Raw genomic sequence first — 20479 nt, forward strand, 5'->3', positions numbered from 1 at the left:
TCGTATCGACATGGTGGTGCACTCCTGCCACGGCATCGCTCGAACTCCTCATTCGAAAGATTCCGTAAGCCTAAATGCGTTACCTATGTCTCCCGACACCTGTTACCTATGTCTCCCGGCTGAACACACGGCGCACCCTACGGCCACAGGCAGGCCAACTGTATTGCTGAGCCGGCGAAACTGTACCGGTGTTTTATCAGTGCACTTTGCAACTGTTACGCCCATTGCCCGCCCCGCTGTACCGCGACGCCCTGCCCCGCGCGCCTTAGGCTGAGCAGCACTATCCCCGAGTGCCGCCGCCATGACTGCCGAACTGCTGATCGCCTTTATCGCCTTTGCCTTCGTTACCTCGGTAACGCCTGGGCCAAACAATATGATGCTGCTGGCCAGTGGGGTGAACTTCGGCCTGCGCCGCAGCCTGCCGCATATGTTCGGCATCAGCCTGGGCTTTATGCTGCTGGTGGCCTCGGTGGGCCTGGGTCTCGGCCAGTTGTTCGAGCAGGTGCCGTTGCTGCACAACGTGCTGCGCTACCTGGGCGCGGCTTATCTGCTGTACCTGGCCTGGAAGATCGCCCGCTCCGGTGCGCCGCAACATGGCGAGCAGCCGGTGGGCAAGCCCTTTACCTTTCTCCAGGCAGCGGCCTTCCAGTGGGTCAATCCCAAGGCCTGGATCATGGCTATCGGCGCGATCACCACCTATACCCCGCAGGAGAATTTCGTGGTCAATGTGCTGCTGATTGCGGCACTCTTCGCCCTGGTCAACTGCCCCAGCGTGGGCCTGTGGACCGTTGCCGGCAGCCTGCTGCGCAACTGGCTGAGCAACGCCCGCGCCCTGCGCGTGTTCAATATCGGCATGGCCCTGCTACTGGTGGCCTCGCTCTACCCCATCTTCGCGGACACCGGATTGCTCTGATGCACGACCTGTCTCAAGCGCGTTTACGGCCACTGGCAGACACCTCCACTTCGGCGGTGGTGGCCGGCTTTATCGCCATGCTCACCGGCTACACCAGCTCCCTGGTGTTGATGTTCCAGGCCGGCCAGGCCGCGGGTCTGACCAGCGGGCAGATTTCCTCGTGGATCTGGGCGCTGTCGATCGGCATGGCGCTCTGCTGCATCGGCCTGTCGCTGCGCTACCGCGCGCCGATCATGATTGCCTGGTCGACCCCCGGCGCGGCGCTGCTGATCACCAGCCTACCCGGGGTGCCCTATGCCGAGGCCATCGGTGCCTATATTTTCGCCTCGGCGCTGATCGTGCTGATCGGCCTGACCGGCACCTTCGACCGCCTGATGCGCCGTATCCCCGCCTCCATCGCCGCCGCCCTGCTGGCCGGAGTGCTGTTCAAGATCGGCCTGGAAATCTGCGGTGCCGCCGAACAGCAACCCGTGCTGGTGGTGGCGATGCTGTTCGCCTACCTGCTGGGCAAGCGCCTGCTGCCGCGCTATGCGGTGCTGGCGGCGCTGATTGTCGGCTGCCTACTGGCCGGGTTGTTCGGCCTGCTGGATTTCAGCGAATTCGAGTTGCAATTGGCCACGCCCGAATGGACCACGCCGAGCTTCTCCTGGGCCGCGGCGATCAGCATCGGCATTCCGCTGTTTATCGTCGCCATGGCCTCGCAGAACCTGCCGGGCATGGCCGTGCTGCGCGCCAACGGCTACGACGTACCGGCCTCGCCACTGCTGAACACCAGCGGCCTGGCTTCCATCCTGTTGGCACCCTTCGGCTCCCACGGCATTCATATGGCGGCCATCAGCGCAGCCATCTGCGCCAGCCCGGAAGCCCATGAGGACCCGGCCAAGCGCTACACCGCAGCCATCTGGTGCGGGGTGTTCTATGGTATTGCCGGCATTTTCGGCGCAACTCTGGCGGCGTTGTTCGCCGCCCTGCCCAAGGCGTTGATCCTGTCCATCGCCGCATTGGCGCTGTTCGCCTCGATTATCGGCGGCCTGACCCAAGCTATGAGCGAGCCAAAAGAGCGCGAAGCGGCGCTGATCACCTTTCTGGTCACCGCCTCGGGCATGACCCTGTTCTCGGTGGGTTCGGCGTTCTGGGGCATAGTCGCGGGCTTACTGACCCTGGTGATTCTCAACTGGGGCAAGCGGGACGGATAGGTGCCGTATTGTTGATCTTTGCAGCCAGTGCTGCGGACCTGTAGGAGGCGCTTCAGCGGCGAGCTTTTATCGCGGCTGTCGCGGCTAAAGCCCCTCCCACACAGCCTCTGCGCAACTCCACATAGCACCCAAACATAAAAAACGGGCTTATGCATACGCATAAGCCCGTTGTTGTTACAGCGGGTGCAATCAGCCGCGCTGGCGCTTGGGCAGCACGTCCTTGAGTTTGGCGTGCATATTGCGCAGGGTCTTCTCGGTGCTTTCCCAGTCGATGCAGGCATCGGTCACGGATACACCGTACTTGAGCTGGCTGAGGTCCTTGGGAATCGACTGGTTGCCCCAGCCCAGGTGGCTCTCCACCATCAGGCCGACGATGGACTGGTTGCCTTCCAGAATCTGGTTGGCGACGTTGTCCATCACCAGCGGCTGCAGGGCCGGATCCTTGTTGGAGTTGGCGTGGCTGCAGTCGACCATGATGTTCGGGCGTATGCCGGCTTTTGTCAGTTCCTGCTCACAAACGGCAACACTGACCGAATCGTAGTTGGGTTTGCCGTTGCCGCCGCGCAGCACCACATGACCGTAGGCATTGCCCTTGGTGGTGACGATGGAGACGCCGCCTTCCTGGTTGATGCCAAGGAAACGGTGCGGGCTGGAAACCGACTGCAGGGCGTTGATGGCCACGGTCAGGCCGCCATCGGTGCCGTTCTTGAAGCCAACCGCCGAGGACAGGCCGGAGGCCATCTCGCGGTGGGTCTGGGATTCGGTGGTGCGCGCGCCGATGGCCGACCAGCTGATCAGGTCCTGCAGGTACTGCGGGGAAATCGGGTCCAGGGCCTCGGTAGCGGTGGGCAGGCCCATTTCCGCCAGGTCGCGCAGCAGCTGGCGACCGATATGCAGACCGTCCTGGATCTTGAACGAGTCATCCAGGAACGGATCGTTGATCAGGCCTTTCCAGCCGACGGTGGTCCGTGGCTTCTCGAAATACACGCGCATGACCAGATACAGGCTGTCCGACACCTCGGCGGCCAGGGCCTTGAGGCGCTCGGCATACTCGTGGGCGGCCTTGATGTCGTGGATCGAGCACGGCCCTACCACCACAAACAGGCGATGGTCCGTGCCATCGAGGATATTGCGGATCACCTCACGACCGCTGGCAACCGTATGCAGCGCAGTCTCGGTCAGCGGGATTTCACGCTTGAGCTGTGCTGGGGTAATCAGGGTGTCGTTGGAGGCAACGTTCAGGTCATCAATCGGTAAATCAGCCATCGTGCTATTCATCAGTCAGAGTCATCAGGTCACGGGTGCCGGCCGCCAGCGATCCCCGTGTGGCGGAGCACAGCAATATGAGCACAGCGGGGAAGCCGAACCTTAGCGCGTAAAGGCCTGGCTCGACAATGGGCCTTAGGTCGTTAACAGGCCGTTGAAAACTACCTACGTTGCCGATACGGCGTTAAAAACAGGCTCGGAATGCTCATTTGCAGCTCGTAAACTCCGCTTCCTCGCCTGTTTTTGCCTTGTCTCGGCGGCCTCGCCTACATTTTCAACAGCCTGTTAAGCGCCCCGATAGCCTAAATCGCTGTTCAGACTGGCCTGGGAGAATTCCACGGCATGCTCGGCTATCCATTCCTGGGCGACCACCTCGGCGCACAGGGTGCAGCCCAACTCCTGCTCGCGCTGGTGACGGTAATGCTCGATCTGACAGACCTGCTCGACCATACGCGCGCGAAACAGAGTGTCCTCGTCGACAAAAGCGATACCGACCAGATAGCCCTCCTCCTGCTTGCGGCACCAAGCCACCACGCCGGGGTAACGGGCATACTCGCCAAACACCGGGATGCGCATCTCCACCGCAGTACCGCGCCGAAAAGCCCGTTTGGAATTGCATGCCACACCACCGAGGCTGATATTGTTCAGGCGCTGCTTCGGCACGGGAGCCTGCTTGCGCACAATCAACTCGACCGGCATATCACTGGGATGACGCAAAAAATGACGCATCTCAAACAACCTCTAATGCCATCAAATTGATACCACAGCGAACAGTATAGTGAATGAGCTGGAACTGCTTGATCTCGTTGCCTATCGCCATCTGCCGGACCTGCCGCGGCTTCACTGTTGCTATTTACCAGCATAGGCTGTGCCAGTTGCCGCTGAACACGCCATACAGCGCGGCGCAGAGAGGCCTGGCCGGCAAGCAGCGAGCCGCCATAAATGCCCTGGTGATACTTTTATGGCGCAGCGCGGCTATGCCTGCACTGCGTTGACTTAATTCTGGCGCTGGACAATCCCTTGTCGCGCCCAACTGAGGAGCTTGTTTGATGAATGCCTCTCCCCGTATCGGCATTATCGGTGCCGGTGCCATTGGTGGTTTCTACGGTGTGATGCTGGCCAGCGCCGGCTTTGACGTGCACTTTCTGCTGCGCAGCGAGTTCAATGCGGTAGCCCGCCAGGGTCTGCAGCTGAACAGCGCGGTGCACGGTGCCCTGAGCCTGCAACCGGTGCAGGCCTACCGCAGCGCCACCGAGATGCCCGCCTGCGACTGGTTGCTGGTGGGCGCGAAAACCACCAGCAATGCCGAACTGGCCTCCACTATTGCCCAGGCCGCCGCGCCCGGAGCCAAGGTGGTGCTGCTGCAGAACGGCCTGGGGGTTGAAGAAGAACTGCGCCCTCTGCTCCCGGACAGCCTGCATCTGCTTGGCGGCCTCTGCTATATCTGCGTACACCGCAGTGCCCCGGGGGTGGTCGAGCATCAGGCCCTGGGAGCGATCAATCTGGGCTATCACTCAGGGCCGAGCGACGCAGCCGAAAGCCGCCAGGCAATCCTCGAGACTGGTGTGGCGATGTTCAAACAGGCCGGCCTGGACTCCAGTGCCATGGCCCAACTGGATCAGGCACGCTGGCAGAAGCTGGTGTGGAACGTGCCCTACAACGGCCTGGCCGTGCTGCTGAACAGTGACACCACAGCCCTGATGGGCAATGCCGACAGCCGCGCGCTGGTCGAGGCGATCATGCAGGAAGTGGTAGACGCCGCCACCGCCTGCGGCCATCAACTGCCGCCCGGTTTTGCCGGCAAGCTGCTGGCCGCCACCGACCGTATGCCCGACTACCTGCCGAGCATGTACCACGACTTTGCCCGGCAGCGGCCCATGGAGCTGCATGCCATCTACGCCGCGCCCCTGGCCGCCGCCGCGCAGGCGGGTTGCGCCATGCCGCGCACCGAGATGCTCTACCAGGCCCTGCGCTTTCTCGCACAACGTCCGCGATAGGAACAACCTTATGAGCAAGGGATTAGGCGACAAGCTGGTGCTGGCGATTTCCTCGCGGGCGCTGTTCGACCTCAGTGAAAGCCACCGCATCTATGAAAGCCAGGGCGTTGCGGCCTACCGCCAGTACCAGATCGAGCATGAGGACGAAATCCTCGCCCCGGGCGACGCCTTTCCCCTGGTGGAAAAACTTCTGGCCCTTAACAGCGCCCTGCAGCAACAACGGGTGGAAGTGATCCTGGTCTCGCGCAACAGCGCCGACACCGGCCTGCGCGCCTTCAACTCGATTCAACACTATGGCCTGGGCATCTCCCGCGCCGCCTTTGTCGGTGGCCGCAGCCCCGATCCTTACCTGGCCGCCTTCGGCTGCCACCTGTTTCTCTCCACCCACGCCGAGGATGTGCGCAGCGCCCTGCGTGCCGGTTTCGGTGCGGCCACCATCCTTTCCGGCGGTGCCCGGCGCGCGGCCAGCAACGAACTGCGCATCGCCTTCGACGGCGACGCCGTGCTGTTTTCCGATGAATCCGAGCGGGTCTATCAGCAGGCCGGCCTGGAAGCCTTCCAGAGTCACGAGCGCCAATCAGCCCGCGAGCTGCTCGGCGGCGGCCCGTTCAAGCCCTTCCTCGCCGCCCTGCACCGCCTGCAGCAGGAGTTCCCGGAAGAACAGTGCCCGATTCGCACCGCCCTGGTCACCGCCCGCTCGGCCCCAGCCCATGAGCGAGTGATCCGCACCCTGCGCGAATGGAATATCCGTCTGGATGAGTCCTTCTTCCTCGGCGGCCTGGAAAAAGCCGCGATCCTGGAAACCTTCGGGGCCGACGTCTTCTTCGACGACCAGGCCGGCCACTGCGAAAAGGCCCGCGAGGTGGTCGCCACCGGCCATGTGCCCCATGGTGTCAGTAACGAGCCGCAACCCTGACCGCCAGCAGACGGCCTGGGTATATAACCATTCGTCCTCAATAGCGGCGCTTTCTTGGACTTATCAAAGGCGCTGCTAAGCTCAAATCAGGCCCGCCCCTCAGGCAGTCAAGGAGGCCGGATGATCCGCACGATTCTCTACGCAACCGACCTCGGTCTTTATGCCCCCTATGTGCTGCAACATGCGCTGGCGCTGACCCGCGCCTTCAATGCCAATCTCTATGTGGTCCACGCCGTGGAGCCCATGGGCCTGTTTGCCGAGTCGGTGCTGCAAACCTATCTGGACGAGGAAAGGCTCAAGGAACTGCGCAAGAACGGCCTGAGTACGGTCATGGCCAGCATCGAACAACGGGTACTGGAGGGCTTTCGCGACGAAATCGGCGAAACCTGCCACGACCTTGATCTGATCAAGGCGGTGCGTGTGGTGCAAGGGGACCCGCCGCTGGTGATTCTCGAACAGGCCCAGCAACTCGGCGTGGACTTGCTGGTCTTAGGTAGCCACAGCCACGGCACGGATATGGACACCCCCCTGGGGCGCACGGCCTCGCGCCTGGTTCAGCTCGCCGAAGCGCCGGTCTATCTGGTGCCCATGCTGCAGCACCGCAGCCGCGGGGAGCTTTAGGAGAATAAAACAGCACATCTAAATATCTGGTCTAGATTTAAGGCTCGACCCATTAATATGGTTATATAAAAACATGCCGGTAACCTGAACGGCTCCGACCAGCTTTGAGGGATTTTTATGAAGCTTCAGCAACTGCGCTACATCTGGGAAGTCGCGCATCACGACCTCAACGTATCCGCCACAGCGCAGAGCCTCTATACCTCGCAACCGGGCATCAGCAAACAGATCCGCCTGCTTGAGGACGAACTGGGCGTGGAAGTCTTCGCCCGCAGCGGCAAGCACCTGACCCGAGTGACGCCGGCTGGCGAGCGAATCATCAATACCGCCGGGGAAATCCTGCGCAAGGTCGAAAGCATCAAGCAGATTGCCCAGGAATTCTCCAACGAGAAGAAAGGCACCCTATCGATTGCCACCACCCATACCCAGGCGCGTTACGCCCTGCCGCCGGTGATCAGCAGCTTTATCAAGCAATACCCGGATGTCGCCCTGCATATGCACCAGGGCACGCCGATGCAGATCGCCGAAATGGCCGCCGACGGCACCGTCGACTTCGCCATCGCCACCGAAGGCCTGGAACTGTTCAACGACCTGATCATGATGCCCTGCTACCGCTGGAACCGCTGCGTAGTCGTGCCCCAGGGCCACCCGCTGACCAAGCTGCCGAAGCTGACCCTGGAAGCTCTGGCCGAATACTCCATCGTCACCTACGTGTTCGGTTTTACCGGTCGCTCCAAGCTGGACGAAGCCTTCAGCCATCGTGGCCTGACGCCCAAGGTGGTGTTTACCGCCGCCGATGCCGACGTGATCAAGACCTATGTGCGCCTGGGCCTGGGCGTGGGCATCGTGGCCAAGATGGCGGTCGACGCCAAGCTCGACCCGGACCTAGTGGTGCTGGATGCCAGCGAGCTGTTCGAAGCCAGCGTGACCAAGATCGGCTTTCGCCGCGGCACCTTCCTGCGCGGTTTTATGTGCGACTTTATCGAGAAGTTCGCCCCGCACCTGACCCGCGACGTGCTGGCCAAGGCCGTGCAGTGCCATACCAAGGCCGAGTTGGAAGAGTTGTTCGAAGGGGTTGAGCTACCGATTCACTAGGGTCGTGCGTGCCAGTGCGCACTACCGTTACGACGCAGATAACCATGCAAAAGGGCAGCTATGAAGCTGCCCTTTTGCATTGCGCCAATCTGTTCAGATCGCCGTCGCGCCGCCATCCACTGCCAGCGCCTGGCCGGTGGTGAACGCCGCGTTATCGCAGCACAGGTAGAGCACCGCGGTGGCGATTTCCTCGACCTTGCCAATACGCCCGACCGGGTGCATGGCAGCGGCGAACTCGCCCTTCTTCGGGTCAGCTTCATAGGCGCGGCGGAACATGTCGGTGTCGATCACCGCCGGGCACACCGCGTTGACGCGGATCTTCTTCTTCGCGTATTCCACCGCCGCCGATTTGGTCAGACCGATCACCGCGTGCTTGGAAGCCGCGTAGATACTCATCTTCGGGGCCGCGCCGAGGCCGGCGACCGAGGCGGTGTTGACGATGGCACCGCCCCCCTGGGCCAGCAGCAGCGGGATCTGGTGCTTCATGCACAGCCACACGCCTTTGACGTTGACGCCCATGATGGCGTCGAACTCGCTCTCGCTGCCATCGGCCAGCTTGCCCTTCTCGATCTCGATACCGGCGTTGTTGAAGGCATAGTCCAGACGACCGTAGGCGGCCACCGTGGCATCCATCAAGACCTTGACCTCGGCATCGCGGGTCACGTCGCAGCGCACGAAGGTGGCCTGGCCACCCGCAGCGCGGATCAGTTCGGCAGTGCCCTCGCCGCCTGCCACGTCGACATCGGAAACCACGACCTTGAGGCCTTCGTTGGCAAACGCCAGGGCGGTCGCCCGGCCAATACCGGCAGCGCCGCCGGTGACCAGGGCAACCTGGCCGGAAAAGCTCAAACTCATCTGTGTGTCCTCGCAAGGCGTTGAAGTCTGCGCCGAGTCTAGTCAGAGCAGCGCCCTAGGCGGCAGCACTATTCGAACAGCGGTTATGGCTCCATGCAAAATAATGATTAAGACCCTGGGCCTGCTATCAGCCGAATGGATTAAGCGCTATTCGGGCCAAGGGCAAACCTTGCCCATCGGCCCAACAGGGGCTATCACAAGTCTTTCCGCTCACCGAGTAACAACCATGACTGCCAACCTGAATCGCCAGTTTCTCCTCGCCCAACGCCCGCTCGGCCTGCCCAGCCGCGACACCTTCAGCTACGTGGAAAGCGCCATCGGCGAACCCGGCCCCGGGCAGATCCTGGTGAAGAACCTGTATCTGTCCCTCGACCCGGCCATGCGCGGCTGGATGAACGATGCCAAGTCCTATATCGCGCCGGTCGGCATCGGCGAAGTGATGCGCGCCCTCGGCGTGGGCGAAGTGGTGGCCTCGCAGCACCCGGACTTTGCCGTCGGCGACCATGTCAACGGTGCCCTCGGCGTGCAGGACTATTTCCTCGGTGAGCCCAAGGGCTTCTACAAAGTCGACCCCAAGCGCGCGCCGCTGCCGCTGTATCTGTCTGCCCTGGGCATGACCGGCATGACCGCCTACTTCGCCCTGCTCGATGTCGGTGCGCCGAAAGCCGGTGAAACCGTGGTGATTTCCGGTGCGGCCGGCGCGGTCGGCAGCATTGCCGGGCAGATCGCCAAGCTCAAAGGTTGCCGTGTGGTCGGCATCGCCGGCGGCGCAGACAAGTGCAAGTTCCTGATTGATGAGCTGGGCTTCGACGGGGCCATCGACTACAAGAACGAAGAGGTAGTTGCCGGCCTCAAGCGCGAGTGCCCGAAAGGTGTGGATGTGTATTTCGATAACGTTGGTGGCGACATTCTCGATGCCGTGCTCACTCGCCTGGCCTTCAAGGCGCGGGTGATCATCTGCGGCGCGATCAGCCAGTACAACAACAAGCAGGCGGTCAAAGGCCCGGCCAACTACCTCAACCTGCTGGTCAACAGCGCACGCATGGAAGGCATGGTGGTAATGACCTACGCCCCACGCTTCGCCGAAGCAGCGGCGGAGATGGGCGGCTGGCTGGCCAGCGGCAAGCTGAAGTCCAAGGAAGATATCGTCAGCGGCCTGCAGACCTTCCCGGAAACCTTGCTCAAGCTGTTTAGCGGCGAGAACTTCGGCAAGTTGGTGCTTAAGGTCGAGTGATACACCTACCGTAGGAGCGGGGGGGACGCCCAGCTCCATGCCCGCGATGTTTTTAGCCGGCGATCCGGCGATTTCGCGGGCATGGCCCGCTCCTACGAAAACAGTTTGTAGCCCGGATGCAATCCGGGGAAACCCATCGCCTGCCACACCGCTCCCGGATTGCATCCGGGCTTGTATGTTCATCTGGCACTCTAAAGTGGCAGCGGTAAGCCAAAAAGAGAGTGCCGAGGCGGAGGGACTATCCGGGCTATCTGTCGCTTATGCGAACAGACTTCCGTAGCCATTTCCCTGCTTCGTCAGCCTTAGTGTCGATTAGGGATGCAGCGGCGTGGTCCGAACTTAGCAAGCGACGACCACGACCGCCGATAGCTAACAAGCTCACACCCAAGCTGACGCCGCCCGGCCTCGCCAGTGTAACCGCTGATTTCTCGATAGCAGAAGGAGCGACGAGATGGACAGCGAACAGGTCTATATCGGAATCGACGTCAGCAAAGACGAACTGGTGATTAGCCGCCTGGGCATCACCGAGGTACAGCGTCTGGTCAATCGGCCAGTTGAGATTAAGCGCTGGCTTAAAGCATTGCCGGCAGGTTGCTGGATCGGCATGGAAGCCACCGGTATCTACCACCGAGCCCTCGCCGAACACACGTACGTTGCAGGGCATCGGGTGTATGTGCTTAACCCCAAGCATGTGGCCCAGTATCTCAAGAGCCTGAGGCAGCGCGGTAAGACCGATCTGCTCGATGCCCAGGGGATCGCGCGCTTCGTCGCCAACGAAACCGATCAGTGCCATCCGTTCGTGCCGCCCAGCGCAGAGCAACGCAGCATCAACAGCCTGCTAAAGCGCCGTAGTCTGTTGGTTAAACACCGCTGCGCGCTTCGCCAGAGTGTCCAGGACGAACCCAGCCTCAAGAAGATGACCCTTCCTTTGCTGAAGGTGTATCGCCAAACGCTGGCGGAAATAGACGCCAAGCTGGATGCGCTGGTGCTCGCCGAGAAACGCCAGTTGTTGCTGAGCATTCCGGGCATAGGCCCGCTGATCAGCATCGCCGTGACTAATCGCCTCAGCCAGACCCCCTATTGCAACAGTGATGCTGTGGTGGCGGCCTATGGGTACGACCCCAGACCGCGTGAGTCGGGCACTTATCAAGGGCGTCGCAAACTGTCCAAGCAAGGTCTGTCGGAGGACCGCCGACTGATGTTCATGGCGGCTCGGGGAGCGCGCCGGGCAGGCTTGTGGAAAACAGAGTGTTCTCAATGGCTCGCCAAAGGCCTGAGCAAGACGGCCATCAATTGCATCATCTCCCGCAAGCTACTGCGCGTTGCTTTTGCCGTGTGGCGGTCGAATACACCGTTTGATCCAGCCATGATCGGCAAAAATACTTGCGCAGGAACATAGGATCTACGCCGCGGCATTACGCTACCGCCATTTCCTCACTTTCCTGCTTTATCGGCTGCCAGCGGCGCAGCAGCATATAGAGCGTTGGAATAACAAACAGAGTGAAGAAGGTGCCGACCAGCAGGCCGCCGACGATTACCAGACCGATCTGCTGACGGCTTTCCGCCCCCGCGCCGCTCGCAATCGCCAGGGGCAAAGAGCCCAGCACCATGGCCCCGGTGGTCATCAGGATCGGCCGCAGACGCTGCACCGATGCATCGATCACCGCGCCGCGCAGTTCATGGCCCTGACGCAGCAGCACGTTGGCGAATTCGACGATCAGGATGCCGTGCTTGGTGATCAGGCCGATCAGGGTCACCAGGCCGATCTGCGAATAGATATTCAGAGTGCCGCCGAACAGGGTCAGGGCCAGCAAGGCCCCGGCCATCGACAGCGGCACGCTGAACAGGATGATCAGCGGGTCGCTAAAGCTCTCGAACTGCGCCGCCAGCACCAGGAAGATAAAGGCCAGGGCCAGGGCGAAGATCAGCCCGATACCGGCGCTGGACTCCTTGAAGTCCCGCGAGGTGCCGGTGTAGTCATACTGGGTCTCGGCCGGGAACACCCCGCGCGCGGTATTTTCCAGATGCGCCAGGGCTTCGCCCAGGGTGTAACCGGAGCCGACGTTGGCGCTCACGGTCACCGCTCGCAGCTGGTTGAAGTGGTTGAGTTCGCGCGGGGCCACGGTCTCGCGCACCTCGATCAGGTTGGACAGCTGCACCATGCTGCCGTCGCGGCCGCGCACATAGACACGGTCGAGATCCTGCGGGTTGCTGCGGTCGACGTCCTGCAACTGCACCATCACGTCGTACTGCTCGCCGCTCTGCTTGAAGCGGGTCACCTGACGGCTGCCGAACAGGCTTTCCAGGCCACGGCCAATAGTCGCCACGTCGGTGCCGACCGCCACCGCCTGTTCGCGGTTGATTGTCACCTTGAGCTGCGGCGCATTGAGCTTGAGGTCGCTGTCCAGGCTCTCCAGCCCCGGATAGTCGCGCAGCTGGCCTAGCAACTCATCGACATAGCCCTGCAGCTCGGCGTACTCCATGGACGAGCGAATCACGAAATTCACCGGCTGGTTGCGCGCGCTCTGCCCCAGCGGCGGGCGGTTGACCGGGAAGGCGCGCACCCCGGCGATATCCTGCAGCTTGGGCAGCAGCTCATTGCGGATTTCGAACTGGCTGCGGCTGCGCTCGCCCCAGTCCTCCAGCTTCATAAAGGAAATACCCTGGGCCACCGTGGGGAAGCCGGCGATCACCATATAGCGGTTGGTCTCGGGGATGCTGGCGTAGGCCGCTTCAATCTCGCGGGCATAGCGGCCGGTGTAGTCGATGGTGGCCCCGTCCGGGCCGTTGAAGACTCCGATAATGGTGCCGGTATCCTCGGTGGGAGCCAGCTCGGACTTGAGCCCGGAAAATAGCAGCGCACAGGCCAGCATGGTCCCCAGCAACACCGCGATCACCAGCCACCAGGCACTCAGGGCCCGGGCCAACAGGCGCTTGTAGTTGTGGGTCAGACCATTGAGAAAATCTTCGATCAGGTTGTACACCCGGTTGTGCCGCTCACCGGCCTGGTGCGGCTTGAGCAACAGCGCGCACATCATCGGCGTCAGGGTCAGGGCGACGAAGCCCGACACCAGCACCGCGCCGGCCAGGGTCCAGGCGAACTCGGTAAACAGCTTGCCGGTGGTGCCCTGCATAAAGCCGATGGGGGCAAATACCGCGGCCAGGGTCAGGGTCATGGCGATGACCGCGAAGGCAATCTCGCGGCTGCCCTTGAGCGCCGCCTGCAGCGGCTGCATGCCCTCCTCGATATGCCGGTGGATGTTCTCCAGCATCACGATGGCGTCGTCCACCACCAGGCCGATCGCCAGCACCATGGCCAGCAGGGTCAGGGTGTTGATGGTAAAACCCATCAGGCTCATCAGGGCAAAGGCACCGATCAGCGACACCGGAATGGTCACCAGCGGAATGATGGTGGCGCGCAGTGAACGCAGGAAGATAAAGATGATCAGGATGACCAGGCCAACCGCTTCCCAGATGGTGATAAACACGTTATCGATCGACTCGCGGATAAACAGCGAGTTGTCGTTGGCCACCTGCATATGCATACCGTCCGGCAGCAGCGCCAGCACATCGGGCATGGCCGCGGCCAGGCCGTCGGAGATATCCAGCGGGTTGGCGGTGGCCTGCTTGATCATGCCCATGGACACGGCCGGCTGGCCCTTGTAGCGGACGATACTGCGCTCGTCGCGGGCGGCAATTTCCGCATAGCCGACATCCGCCAGGCGCAGCAGATAGCCCTGGGAATCGTCGAGGATCAGCTGGTTGAACTGCTCCGGGGTGTTCATGTCGGTTTCCGACAGCACGGTGAATTCGCGTTGTTGCGATTCGATGCGCCCGGCGGGAATCTCGACGTTCTGCCGGCGCAGGGCGTCTTCCACGTCCTGCACGGTGAGGTTGTGCGCGGCGAGCTTTTCCGGATCCAGCCAGATGCGCATGGCAAAGGTACGCGCGCCGCGGATCTGTACTTCGGAGACGCCGGGAATGGTCTGCAGGCGATCCTTGATCACCCGCTCCAGCACGTCGGTGATCTCCATAGAGCTGTAGCGCTCGCTGTAGAACGCCAGCCAGATCACCGGCTGAGCGTCGGCCTCGACCTTCTGCACGATGGGCTCGGTAATTTCGTCCGGCAGCAGGCCGCGCACGCGACCCAGGCGGTCGCGCACATCGTTGGCGGCTTCATCGGAGTTGCTGCCCAACTTGAACTGGGCGGTGATCTGGGTGTTTTCCGAGCGACTGATGGAGCTGACGAAATCCAGCCCCTCGATGCCGGACAACACATCCTCGATCGGCTGGGCGACCTGGGATTCCATGATCTCAGGGCTGGCCCCGGGATAGGTGACGTTGACCGTGACGATCGGCACATCGATATTCGGGTACTCGCGCACGGCCAGACGGTCATAGGCCATCAGCCCGAGCAGCACCACAATCAGCGATAACACGGTGGCAAACACTGGCCGGCGGATGCAGATATCCGACAGGCTCATGGCGCGAGCTCCACCACCTTGGTGCGGACTTGCAGGCCCTCGCGCACCTTCTGCCAACCGGCACTGATCAGCACCTCGCCACCGACCAGGCCTTCGCGTACCTCAACCTTGCCGTCAAAACGCTTGCCCAGCTTGACCTCGCGCAGCTCGACCTTGTCGTCCACCACCAGGTTGACCAGCAAGCGCTCGCCCACCGGCATCACCGCTTCTTCCGGGATCACCAGGGCCTCGGGGCGCTCGGCGAGGATCACCGAAACCTTGACGAACTGACCGGGGCTCAGACGCCCCTGGGCATTATCGATATGGGCGCGAATCGCCTGGCTGCGCCCGGCTTCGTCCAAACGCGGATTGATGGCGAAGATCTCGCCGGCAAAACGCTCGCCGGGGTAGGCGTCCAGGCCTATCTCGACGGGCTGGCCGAGGCGGATCAGGCTGACGGCCTTTTGCGGAATGCGGAACTCCACCTTGAGTGGATCGAGCACCTCCAGGTTGATGATGTCCTGGCCTTCGCTGAGGTAATCGCCGGGGCTGACATGGCGCAGGCCCAGCACCCCTGCATGGGGGGCAAGAATCCGCGTCTTGTCCAGACGCGCCTGGGACAGCGCCAGAGTCGCGCGAGCCGCCTGCTGCTGGGCGCTGGCTTCATCCAGAGCCTGGGCATTGCTGGCCCCGCGCTTGAACAACATCTGCGCGCGCTGAAAGTTGCTTTCCGCCAGGTTCAGGTTGGCCCTGGCCTGGGCCAGTTCGGCGCGGGCGATGGCATCGTCCAGGCTGACCAGCAAGGTACCGGCCGCGACGCTCTGGCCTTCGCGAAAATGCAAAGTAGCCAGGCGACCGGCGATTTCCGGGCGGATCATCACCGACTCGTCCGAACGCAGCGAGCCGAAGGTGATCAGCTCGTCACGCACCAGGGTTTTCTCTGCCTGTACCACTTCAACCAGGGGGCCCTGATTGGCCACGACCGGCGCAGCGGCCACGACGAGCAGCCACAAGGCCGAACAGAGAAATGCCTGCGGACGGGAAAACATATACAACCCCTATTATTTTGTAGAGGCCGAGTCTAACGGCCAGGCCGTCACCCTCAGCCGTTAAAAATGTTTCCCTTTGTTTTCAGGTTTTGCATGCAGCAATTCCCTGAAGAGGACCCGCGCTCTTACTGACGCATACCGCGGCCACTGACCAGCAAACGAATGCACACGCCATACAGCACGGCGGTGGCCACCAGCATAAAGCCGATGGCCACGCCGATGCGGATATCGGAGACGCCGAGAATGCCGTAACGGAAGGCGTTGACCATATGCAGCACCGGGTTGGCCAGGGACACCGTTTGCCAGAACTGCGGCAGCAAGGTGATCGAATAGAACACCCCGCCCAGGTAGGTCAGCGGCGTCAGGACAAAGGTCGGGATGATCGAAATATCGTCGAAGTTGCGCGCGAACACCGCGTTGATAAAACCGCCCAGGGAGAAGATGGTCGCGGTCAGCAACACCACCAGCACTGTCACCCCCAGGTGGTGCACCTGCAGCTTGGTGAAAAACAGCGACAGCAAGGTGACGATAAAACCCACCGCCAGACCGCGCAGCACACCGCCCACCACATAGCCGGTGAGGATGATATGCGGCGACACCGGCGAGACCATCAGCTCCTCGATGGAGCGCTGGAACTTGCTGCCGAAGAAGCTCGACACCACGTTGCCATAGGAGTTGGTGATCACCGACATCATGATCAGCCCCGGCACGATGTACTCCATATAGGTGAAGCCGCCCATATCGCCGATCTGCCGACCGATCAGGTTGCCGAAGATCACGAAGTACAGAACCATGGTGATCGCCGGGGGTAGCAGGGTCTGCGGCCAGATGCGGGTAAAGCGGCGAATCTCGCGGTAAACGATGGTGCGCAGGGCCACCATATTGGCGGCGAATTCGGAATTCAGATAAGCCGTGCTCATACCGCCTCCTTGACCAGGTTCTTCTCGACCAGGGAGACGAACAACTCCTCCAGGCGGTTGCTCTTGTTGCGTAGGCTGAGCACCTCGATATTCTGCTGAGCCAACTGGCGGAACAGCTCGGTGATGCCCTGAGCCTTGTCCACCTGCACCTCCAGGGTATGCCCATCGAGCAACTGCGCCGGGTAGCCGGTCAGCTGCGGCGGCACCAGCATGGACTCCTTGAGGTCGAGCATAAAGGTCTCCACATGCAGCGTCTTCAACAGCGTCTTCATGCTGGTGTTCTCGACAATCCGCCCGTGGTCGATGATGCCGATATTGCGGCACAGCTGCTCGGCCTCTTCCAGATAGTGGGTGGTCAGAATAATGGTGATGCCCTGCTGGTTGAGCTCGGTAAGAAAGCTCCACATCGAGCGGCGCAGTTCGATATCGACCCCTGCGGTGGGCTCATCGAGAATCAACAAGCGCGGCTGATGCACCAGGGCGCGGGCAATCATCAGGCGGCGCTTCATGCCCCCGGACAGCTCGCGCGACGGCACATCATGCTTGCCCCACAGCCCCAGCTGGTTGAGGTACTGCTCGGCGCGCTCCTTGGCAATTTTTGCTGGGATACCGTAGTAACCGGCCTGGGTCACGACGATGTCGAAGGCCTTCTCGAACTGGTTGAAGTTGAACTCCTGGGGCACCACGCCCAGGCAGCGTTTGAGCGCCGAGGGTTGTTTGTCCAGGTCATGGCCGAACACGTTGACGGTGCCGCTGGTCTTGGTCACCAGAGTGGAAAGAATGCCGATGGTGGTGGATTTGCCGGCACCGTTGGGGCCGAGCAAGGCGAAGAAATCGCCTTCAGCCACGTCCAGGTCGATGCCGTGCAGCGCCTGGAAGCCGTTGCCATAGGTCTTGGTCAACTGGCGAATGGACAGAGCGGTACTCATAAAAATGCGCGCACCTGATTAGATAGAAAGGAATTCAAGAGGGGCTGCGCCACACAGCGCGAAGTGGCCCAAGTCTAGCGCCTGGAACAACTCCACAGCAGCCTACTTGCGGAAAAACTGCTGCGCCCAAAGCCGGGCAGCAGCCTACCAGCGCCCGGCGCAGAATAAACCCGGCAGTTTCCGATGGTGCTTATCAGCCCCGTCGATATATAGGCCGGTACTGGCTGATGTATCGACGGACGCCCCGGGTACTTTTGTCGAACTCCATCAGCGCCGGGTGGTCACTATCGAGGCAGCGGCCGGGCATAGGGCACGTCCTGTATGACTGTGGCTACAGTCTAAGGGGGCTGATCGTGCCCATGTCACGACGATTCGACCAAGCTCACCGCGCTTGTCGCCACCCTCGGCGGCTAAGCTTGTTAAGGTGTAATCGGCACCTTGCCATCACGGAGGATTCTCATGCTCGTTATCTGGTTACTCGTTCTGGTCCTTGGCGTGGCCTATCTGGCCCACCGCCGCACGCCGCCCTGGACCGCCCTCGGTGTAACAGCCGGCTACCTGCTGCTGATGGGCATCTTCAGTCATGCCCCCGTCTGGCTGATGGCCGTGCTCTGGCTGGTACTGCTGGCCGTGGCCCTGCCCCTGGCCCTGCCAGAACAGCGCCGCAGCCTGTTCAGCGCCCCGCTGTTCGCCTGGTTCAAGCGCGTGCTGCCGCCGATGTCGGCCACCGAACGTGACGCCATCGAGGCAGGCACCGTGTGGTGGGATGGCGAGCTGTTCAGCGGCCGGCCCAACTGGGACACCCTGCTCGCCTACCCCAAGGCGCAACTGACCGAGGAAGAACAGGCCTTTATCGACGGCCCCACCGAAGCCCTCTGCGCCATGGTCAGCGACTGGCAGATCGGCCAGCAGATGGATCTGCCCGTCGAGGCCTGGGCGCATATCAAGCAGCACGGCTTCTTCGCCCTGATCATCCCCAAGCAGTACGGCGGCAAAGGCTTTTCCGCCTACGCCCACTCCCAGGTAGCGATGAAGCTGGCCACCCGCTCAGGCGACCTGGCCTCCACCGTAATGGTGCCCAACTCCCTAGGCCCGGCCGAGCTGCTGCTGCACTACGGCACCGACGCTCAGCGCGATCATTACCTGCCGCGCCTGGCACGCGGTGAAGACATCCCCTGCTTCGCCCTCACCGGCCCCCTGGCCGGCTCCGACGCCGGTGCCATGCCGGACACCGGGATCATCTGCAAAGGCCAATGGCAAGGCGAGGAAGTTATCGGTCTGCGCCTGAACTGGGAAAAGCGCTATATCACCCTCGGCCCCGTCGCCACCCTGCTCGGCCTGGCCTTCAAGGCCTACGATCCCGAGCACCTGCTGGGCGAAGAAGAAGACCTGGGCATCAGCCTGGCCCTGGTCCCCACCGAAACACCCGGCGTCGAGATCGGCCGTCGCCATCTGCCCCTCGGCGCGGCCTTTATGAACGGTCCCAACTCCGGCAAGGATGTGTTTATCCCGCTGGAGTACCTGATCGGCGGCCAGGAGATGCTCGGCAAGGGCTGGATGATGTTGATGAACTGCCTGTCCGTGGGCCGCTCCATCTCTCTGCCGGCAGTCGGCACCGGCGCGGCCAAGTTCACCAGCCTGACCACCGGCCAGTACAGCCAGATCCGCGAGCAGTTCAACGTGCCACTGGCCGCCTTCGAAGGCATTCAGGAAGCCCTGGCGCGGATCGGCGGCAACGCCTGGCTGATGGACAGCGCGCGCATCCTCACCGCCAACGCAGTGGACCTGGGCGAAAAACCCTCGGTGCTCTCGGCCATCCTCAAGTACCACCTGACCGAGCGCGGCCGCGAATGCATCAGCCACGCCATGGACGTGCACGGCGGCAAGGGCATCGTCATGGGCCCGAACAACTACCTGGCCCGCTCGTGGCAAGGTGCGCCGATCTTTATCACCGTGGAGGGGGCCAATATCCTTTCGCGCAACCTGATGATCTTTGGTCAGGGGGCGATTCGCTGCCACCCCTATGTGCTCAAGGAAATGGCACTGGCAGGTCGCGAAGACCAGGACCAGGCGCTGCAGGAGTTCGACTCACTGCTGCTGCAGCATATCGGCTTCGCCGTCAGCAACGCCGCCAGCAGCCTGGTGCTCAGCCTTGGTCTGGGGGTCTTCAGCCAGGTGCCGGGGGACCGCATCAGCCGCCCCTACTTCCGCGCCCTCAATCGCCTGGCCGCGGCCTTCGCCCTGCTCGCCGACACCAGCATGATGTTGCTGGGCGGCGAACTGAAACGCCGCGAGCGCCTGTCCGCACGCCTCGGCGATGTTCTCAGCCACCTGTATCTGGCCTCGGCGGCGCTCAAGCGCTACCACGACCTCGGTTACCCGGAACATTCACAGCCCATGCTGCGCTGGGCCGTGGAAGAAAGCCTGGGCAAGGCCGAACAGGCGTTGGAAGAACTGCTCAGCAACTTCCCCAACAAAGTCCTTGGCTGCGCCCTGCGCGTGCTAGTCCTGCCCTTCGGCCGTCGCCATAAAGGCCCCAGCGACGCACTGGACGCGCAGATCGCCGAGATCATCGGCCGCAACAGCGGCGACCCGGCCCTGGAAGAACTGCTCGAAGGTTGCTATCGCCCGCAAGCCGAACAGGACCCGGTGGGTGCCTTGCAATACGCCATGAACCTACTGCGCGAAGCGCAACCGCTGCAGAAAAAGCTGCACAAAGCCGTCAAGGCGGACCAGGTGCAGGCACTACCAGGGCAAAGCCTGATCGAGGCCGCGGTTAGCGCCGGGGTATTGAGCGCCGAAGAAGCCCACGAGCTGCAACAGGCCGAAGCGGCGCGGCGGGTGGTGATCGATGTCGACGACTTCGCCAAAGAAGAGCTGACGTTGGAGGCAGGGAAAGTCCGCTAGAGCCTATACATGATCTGCTGCGCGTCGGCCCTGCTGCGTTAAAAGCAGGCTCGGAATGCTCATGTACTACTCGTACACTGCGCTTCCTCGCCTGCTTTTGCCTTGCGTGGCTCTAGCTCGC

At 62.1% G+C, this 20479-nt stretch carries 16 protein-coding genes; 9 read left to right on the plus strand and 7 right to left on the minus strand.

What is annotated here, in order from left to right; translation table 11 throughout:
• Positions 1–301 precede the first annotated feature (301 nt).
• Together VMP31_RS20915 and VMP31_RS20920 are read left to right on the plus strand one after the other, a co-directional pair.
• Positions 302–913 (plus strand): LysE family translocator, encoded by a 612-nt coding sequence (locus tag VMP31_RS20915; protein WP_325509635.1) that lies wholly within the window; start codon positions 302–304, stop codon positions 911–913.
• Positions 913–2109, plus strand: a complete 1197-nt coding sequence (locus tag VMP31_RS20920; RefSeq protein WP_325509636.1) for a benzoate/H(+) symporter BenE family transporter — start codon at positions 913–915, stop codon at positions 2107–2109. The genes VMP31_RS20915 and VMP31_RS20920 overlap by 1 nt, the downstream gene beginning before the upstream one ends.
• A 189-nt stretch (positions 2110–2298) precedes the next feature.
• Here the strand turns inward: VMP31_RS20920 and VMP31_RS20925 are convergent, their stop codons facing one another.
• A complete protein-coding gene (locus VMP31_RS20925) occupies positions 2299–3375 on the minus strand; it encodes a 3-deoxy-7-phosphoheptulonate synthase (RefSeq protein ID WP_325509637.1) in 1077 nt (358 codons plus the stop codon).
• A gap of 285 nt (positions 3376–3660) precedes the next feature.
• Complete coding sequence (locus tag VMP31_RS20930; RefSeq protein ID WP_325509638.1) at positions 3661–4104, minus strand: PilZ domain-containing protein; 444 nt, start codon at positions 4102–4104, stop codon at positions 3661–3663.
• 320 nt (positions 4105–4424) lie between these two features.
• Between VMP31_RS20930 and VMP31_RS20935 the strand changes: the two genes are divergently transcribed.
• From VMP31_RS20935 to cysB, 4 genes are all read left to right on the plus strand, one after another.
• On the plus strand, positions 4425–5372 hold the full coding sequence (locus VMP31_RS20935) for a putative 2-dehydropantoate 2-reductase (protein ID WP_325509639.1): 948 nt from the start codon (positions 4425–4427) through the stop codon (positions 5370–5372).
• A gap of 10 nt (positions 5373–5382) precedes the next feature.
• On the plus strand, positions 5383–6288 hold the full coding sequence (locus tag VMP31_RS20940) for a 5'-nucleotidase (RefSeq protein ID WP_325509640.1): 906 nt from the start codon (positions 5383–5385) through the stop codon (positions 6286–6288).
• 120 nt (positions 6289–6408) lie between these two features.
• Positions 6409–6909 carry a universal stress protein gene (locus VMP31_RS20945; protein ID WP_325509641.1) on the plus strand — a complete coding sequence of 167 codons (501 nt, stop codon included), beginning with the start codon at positions 6409–6411 and terminating at the stop codon, positions 6907–6909.
• A gap of 117 nt (positions 6910–7026) precedes the next feature.
• Positions 7027–8001, plus strand: a complete 975-nt coding sequence (gene cysB, locus VMP31_RS20950) for an HTH-type transcriptional regulator CysB (RefSeq protein ID WP_325509642.1) — start codon at positions 7027–7029, stop codon at positions 7999–8001.
• A 93-nt stretch (positions 8002–8094) separates the two neighbouring features.
• On the opposite strand, the gene VMP31_RS20955 is transcribed toward cysB, so the two are convergent.
• On the minus strand, positions 8095–8856 hold the full coding sequence (locus VMP31_RS20955) for an SDR family oxidoreductase (protein ID WP_325509643.1): 762 nt from the start codon (positions 8854–8856) through the stop codon (positions 8095–8097).
• A gap of 226 nt (positions 8857–9082) precedes the next feature.
• Here VMP31_RS20955 and VMP31_RS20960 point away from each other — a divergent pair, with 226 nt between their 5' ends.
• Both VMP31_RS20960 and VMP31_RS20965 read left to right on the plus strand, forming a co-directional pair.
• Positions 9083–10090 (plus strand): NADP-dependent oxidoreductase, encoded by a 1008-nt coding sequence (locus VMP31_RS20960; protein ID WP_325509644.1) that lies wholly within the window; start codon positions 9083–9085, stop codon positions 10088–10090.
• 451 nt (positions 10091–10541) lie between these two features.
• A complete protein-coding gene (locus VMP31_RS20965; RefSeq protein WP_325509645.1) occupies positions 10542–11489 on the plus strand; it encodes a transposase in 948 nt (315 codons plus the stop codon).
• A gap of 16 nt (positions 11490–11505) precedes the next feature.
• On the opposite strand, the gene VMP31_RS20970 is transcribed toward VMP31_RS20965, so the two are convergent.
• The 4 genes from VMP31_RS20970 to VMP31_RS20985 all read right to left on the minus strand — a co-directional run bounded on the left by VMP31_RS20970 (position 11506) and on the right by VMP31_RS20985 (position 17451).
• Complete coding sequence (locus tag VMP31_RS20970; protein WP_325509646.1) at positions 11506–14574, minus strand: efflux RND transporter permease subunit; 3069 nt, start codon at positions 14572–14574, stop codon at positions 11506–11508.
• Positions 14571–15602, minus strand: coding sequence for an efflux RND transporter periplasmic adaptor subunit (locus tag VMP31_RS20975; protein ID WP_325509647.1), 1032 nt, complete (start codon positions 15600–15602; stop codon positions 14571–14573). Before VMP31_RS20975 ends, VMP31_RS20970 begins: the two co-directional genes overlap by 4 nt.
• A 125-nt stretch (positions 15603–15727) precedes the next feature.
• On the minus strand, positions 15728–16507 hold the full coding sequence (locus tag VMP31_RS20980) for an ABC transporter permease (protein ID WP_325509696.1): 780 nt from the start codon (positions 16505–16507) through the stop codon (positions 15728–15730).
• A gap of 11 nt (positions 16508–16518) precedes the next feature.
• Positions 16519–17451: an ABC transporter ATP-binding protein gene (locus VMP31_RS20985; protein ID WP_325509648.1), complete on the minus strand. Its 933-nt coding sequence runs from the start codon at positions 17449–17451 to the stop codon at positions 16519–16521.
• A 459-nt stretch (positions 17452–17910) separates the two neighbouring features.
• Between VMP31_RS20985 and VMP31_RS20990 the strand changes: the two genes are divergently transcribed.
• The gene (locus VMP31_RS20990) at positions 17911–20358 is read left to right on the plus strand and encodes an acyl-CoA dehydrogenase (protein ID WP_325509649.1); all 2448 of its coding nucleotides are present in this window, start codon (positions 17911–17913) and stop codon (positions 20356–20358) included.
• Positions 20359–20479: the final 121 nt, after the last annotated feature.

It is taken from the genome of Pseudomonas sp. (genome assembly GCF_035512415.1).
Classification (GTDB): Bacteria; Pseudomonadota; Gammaproteobacteria; order Pseudomonadales; family Pseudomonadaceae; genus Aquipseudomonas.

What these genes read in the sequence shown, in the direction of transcription:
- VMP31_RS20975 (WP_325509647.1), bottom strand. Translation starts at nt 15,602, where the DNA reads ATGTTTTCCCGTCCGCAGGCATTTCTCTGTTCGGCCTTGTGGCTGCTC.
- VMP31_RS20960 (WP_325509644.1), top strand. Translation starts at nt 9,083, where the DNA reads ATGACTGCCAACCTGAATCGCCAGTTTCTCCTCGCCCAACGCCCGCTC.
- VMP31_RS20970 (WP_325509646.1), bottom strand. Translation starts at nt 14,574, where the DNA reads ATGAGCCTGTCGGATATCTGCATCCGCCGGCCAGTGTTTGCCACCGTG.
- VMP31_RS20990 (WP_325509649.1), top strand. Translation starts at nt 17,911, where the DNA reads ATGCTCGTTATCTGGTTACTCGTTCTGGTCCTTGGCGTGGCCTATCTG.
- VMP31_RS20955 (WP_325509643.1), bottom strand. Translation starts at nt 8,856, where the DNA reads ATGAGTTTGAGCTTTTCCGGCCAGGTTGCCCTGGTCACCGGCGGCGCT.
- VMP31_RS20920 (WP_325509636.1), top strand. Translation starts at nt 913, where the DNA reads ATGCACGACCTGTCTCAAGCGCGTTTACGGCCACTGGCAGACACCTCC.
- cysB (WP_325509642.1), top strand. Translation starts at nt 7,027, where the DNA reads ATGAAGCTTCAGCAACTGCGCTACATCTGGGAAGTCGCGCATCACGAC.
- VMP31_RS20940 (WP_325509640.1), top strand. Translation starts at nt 5,383, where the DNA reads ATGAGCAAGGGATTAGGCGACAAGCTGGTGCTGGCGATTTCCTCGCGG.
- VMP31_RS20925 (WP_325509637.1), bottom strand. Translation starts at nt 3,375, where the DNA reads ATGGCTGATTTACCGATTGATGACCTGAACGTTGCCTCCAACGACACC.
- VMP31_RS20945 (WP_325509641.1), top strand. Translation starts at nt 6,409, where the DNA reads ATGATCCGCACGATTCTCTACGCAACCGACCTCGGTCTTTATGCCCCC.
- VMP31_RS20935 (WP_325509639.1), top strand. Translation starts at nt 4,425, where the DNA reads ATGAATGCCTCTCCCCGTATCGGCATTATCGGTGCCGGTGCCATTGGT.
- VMP31_RS20915 (WP_325509635.1), top strand. Translation starts at nt 302, where the DNA reads ATGACTGCCGAACTGCTGATCGCCTTTATCGCCTTTGCCTTCGTTACC.
- VMP31_RS20930 (WP_325509638.1), bottom strand. Translation starts at nt 4,104, where the DNA reads ATGCGTCATTTTTTGCGTCATCCCAGTGATATGCCGGTCGAGTTGATT.
- VMP31_RS20985 (WP_325509648.1), bottom strand. Translation starts at nt 17,451, where the DNA reads ATGAGTACCGCTCTGTCCATTCGCCAGTTGACCAAGACCTATGGCAAC.
- VMP31_RS20965 (WP_325509645.1), top strand. Translation starts at nt 10,542, where the DNA reads ATGGACAGCGAACAGGTCTATATCGGAATCGACGTCAGCAAAGACGAA.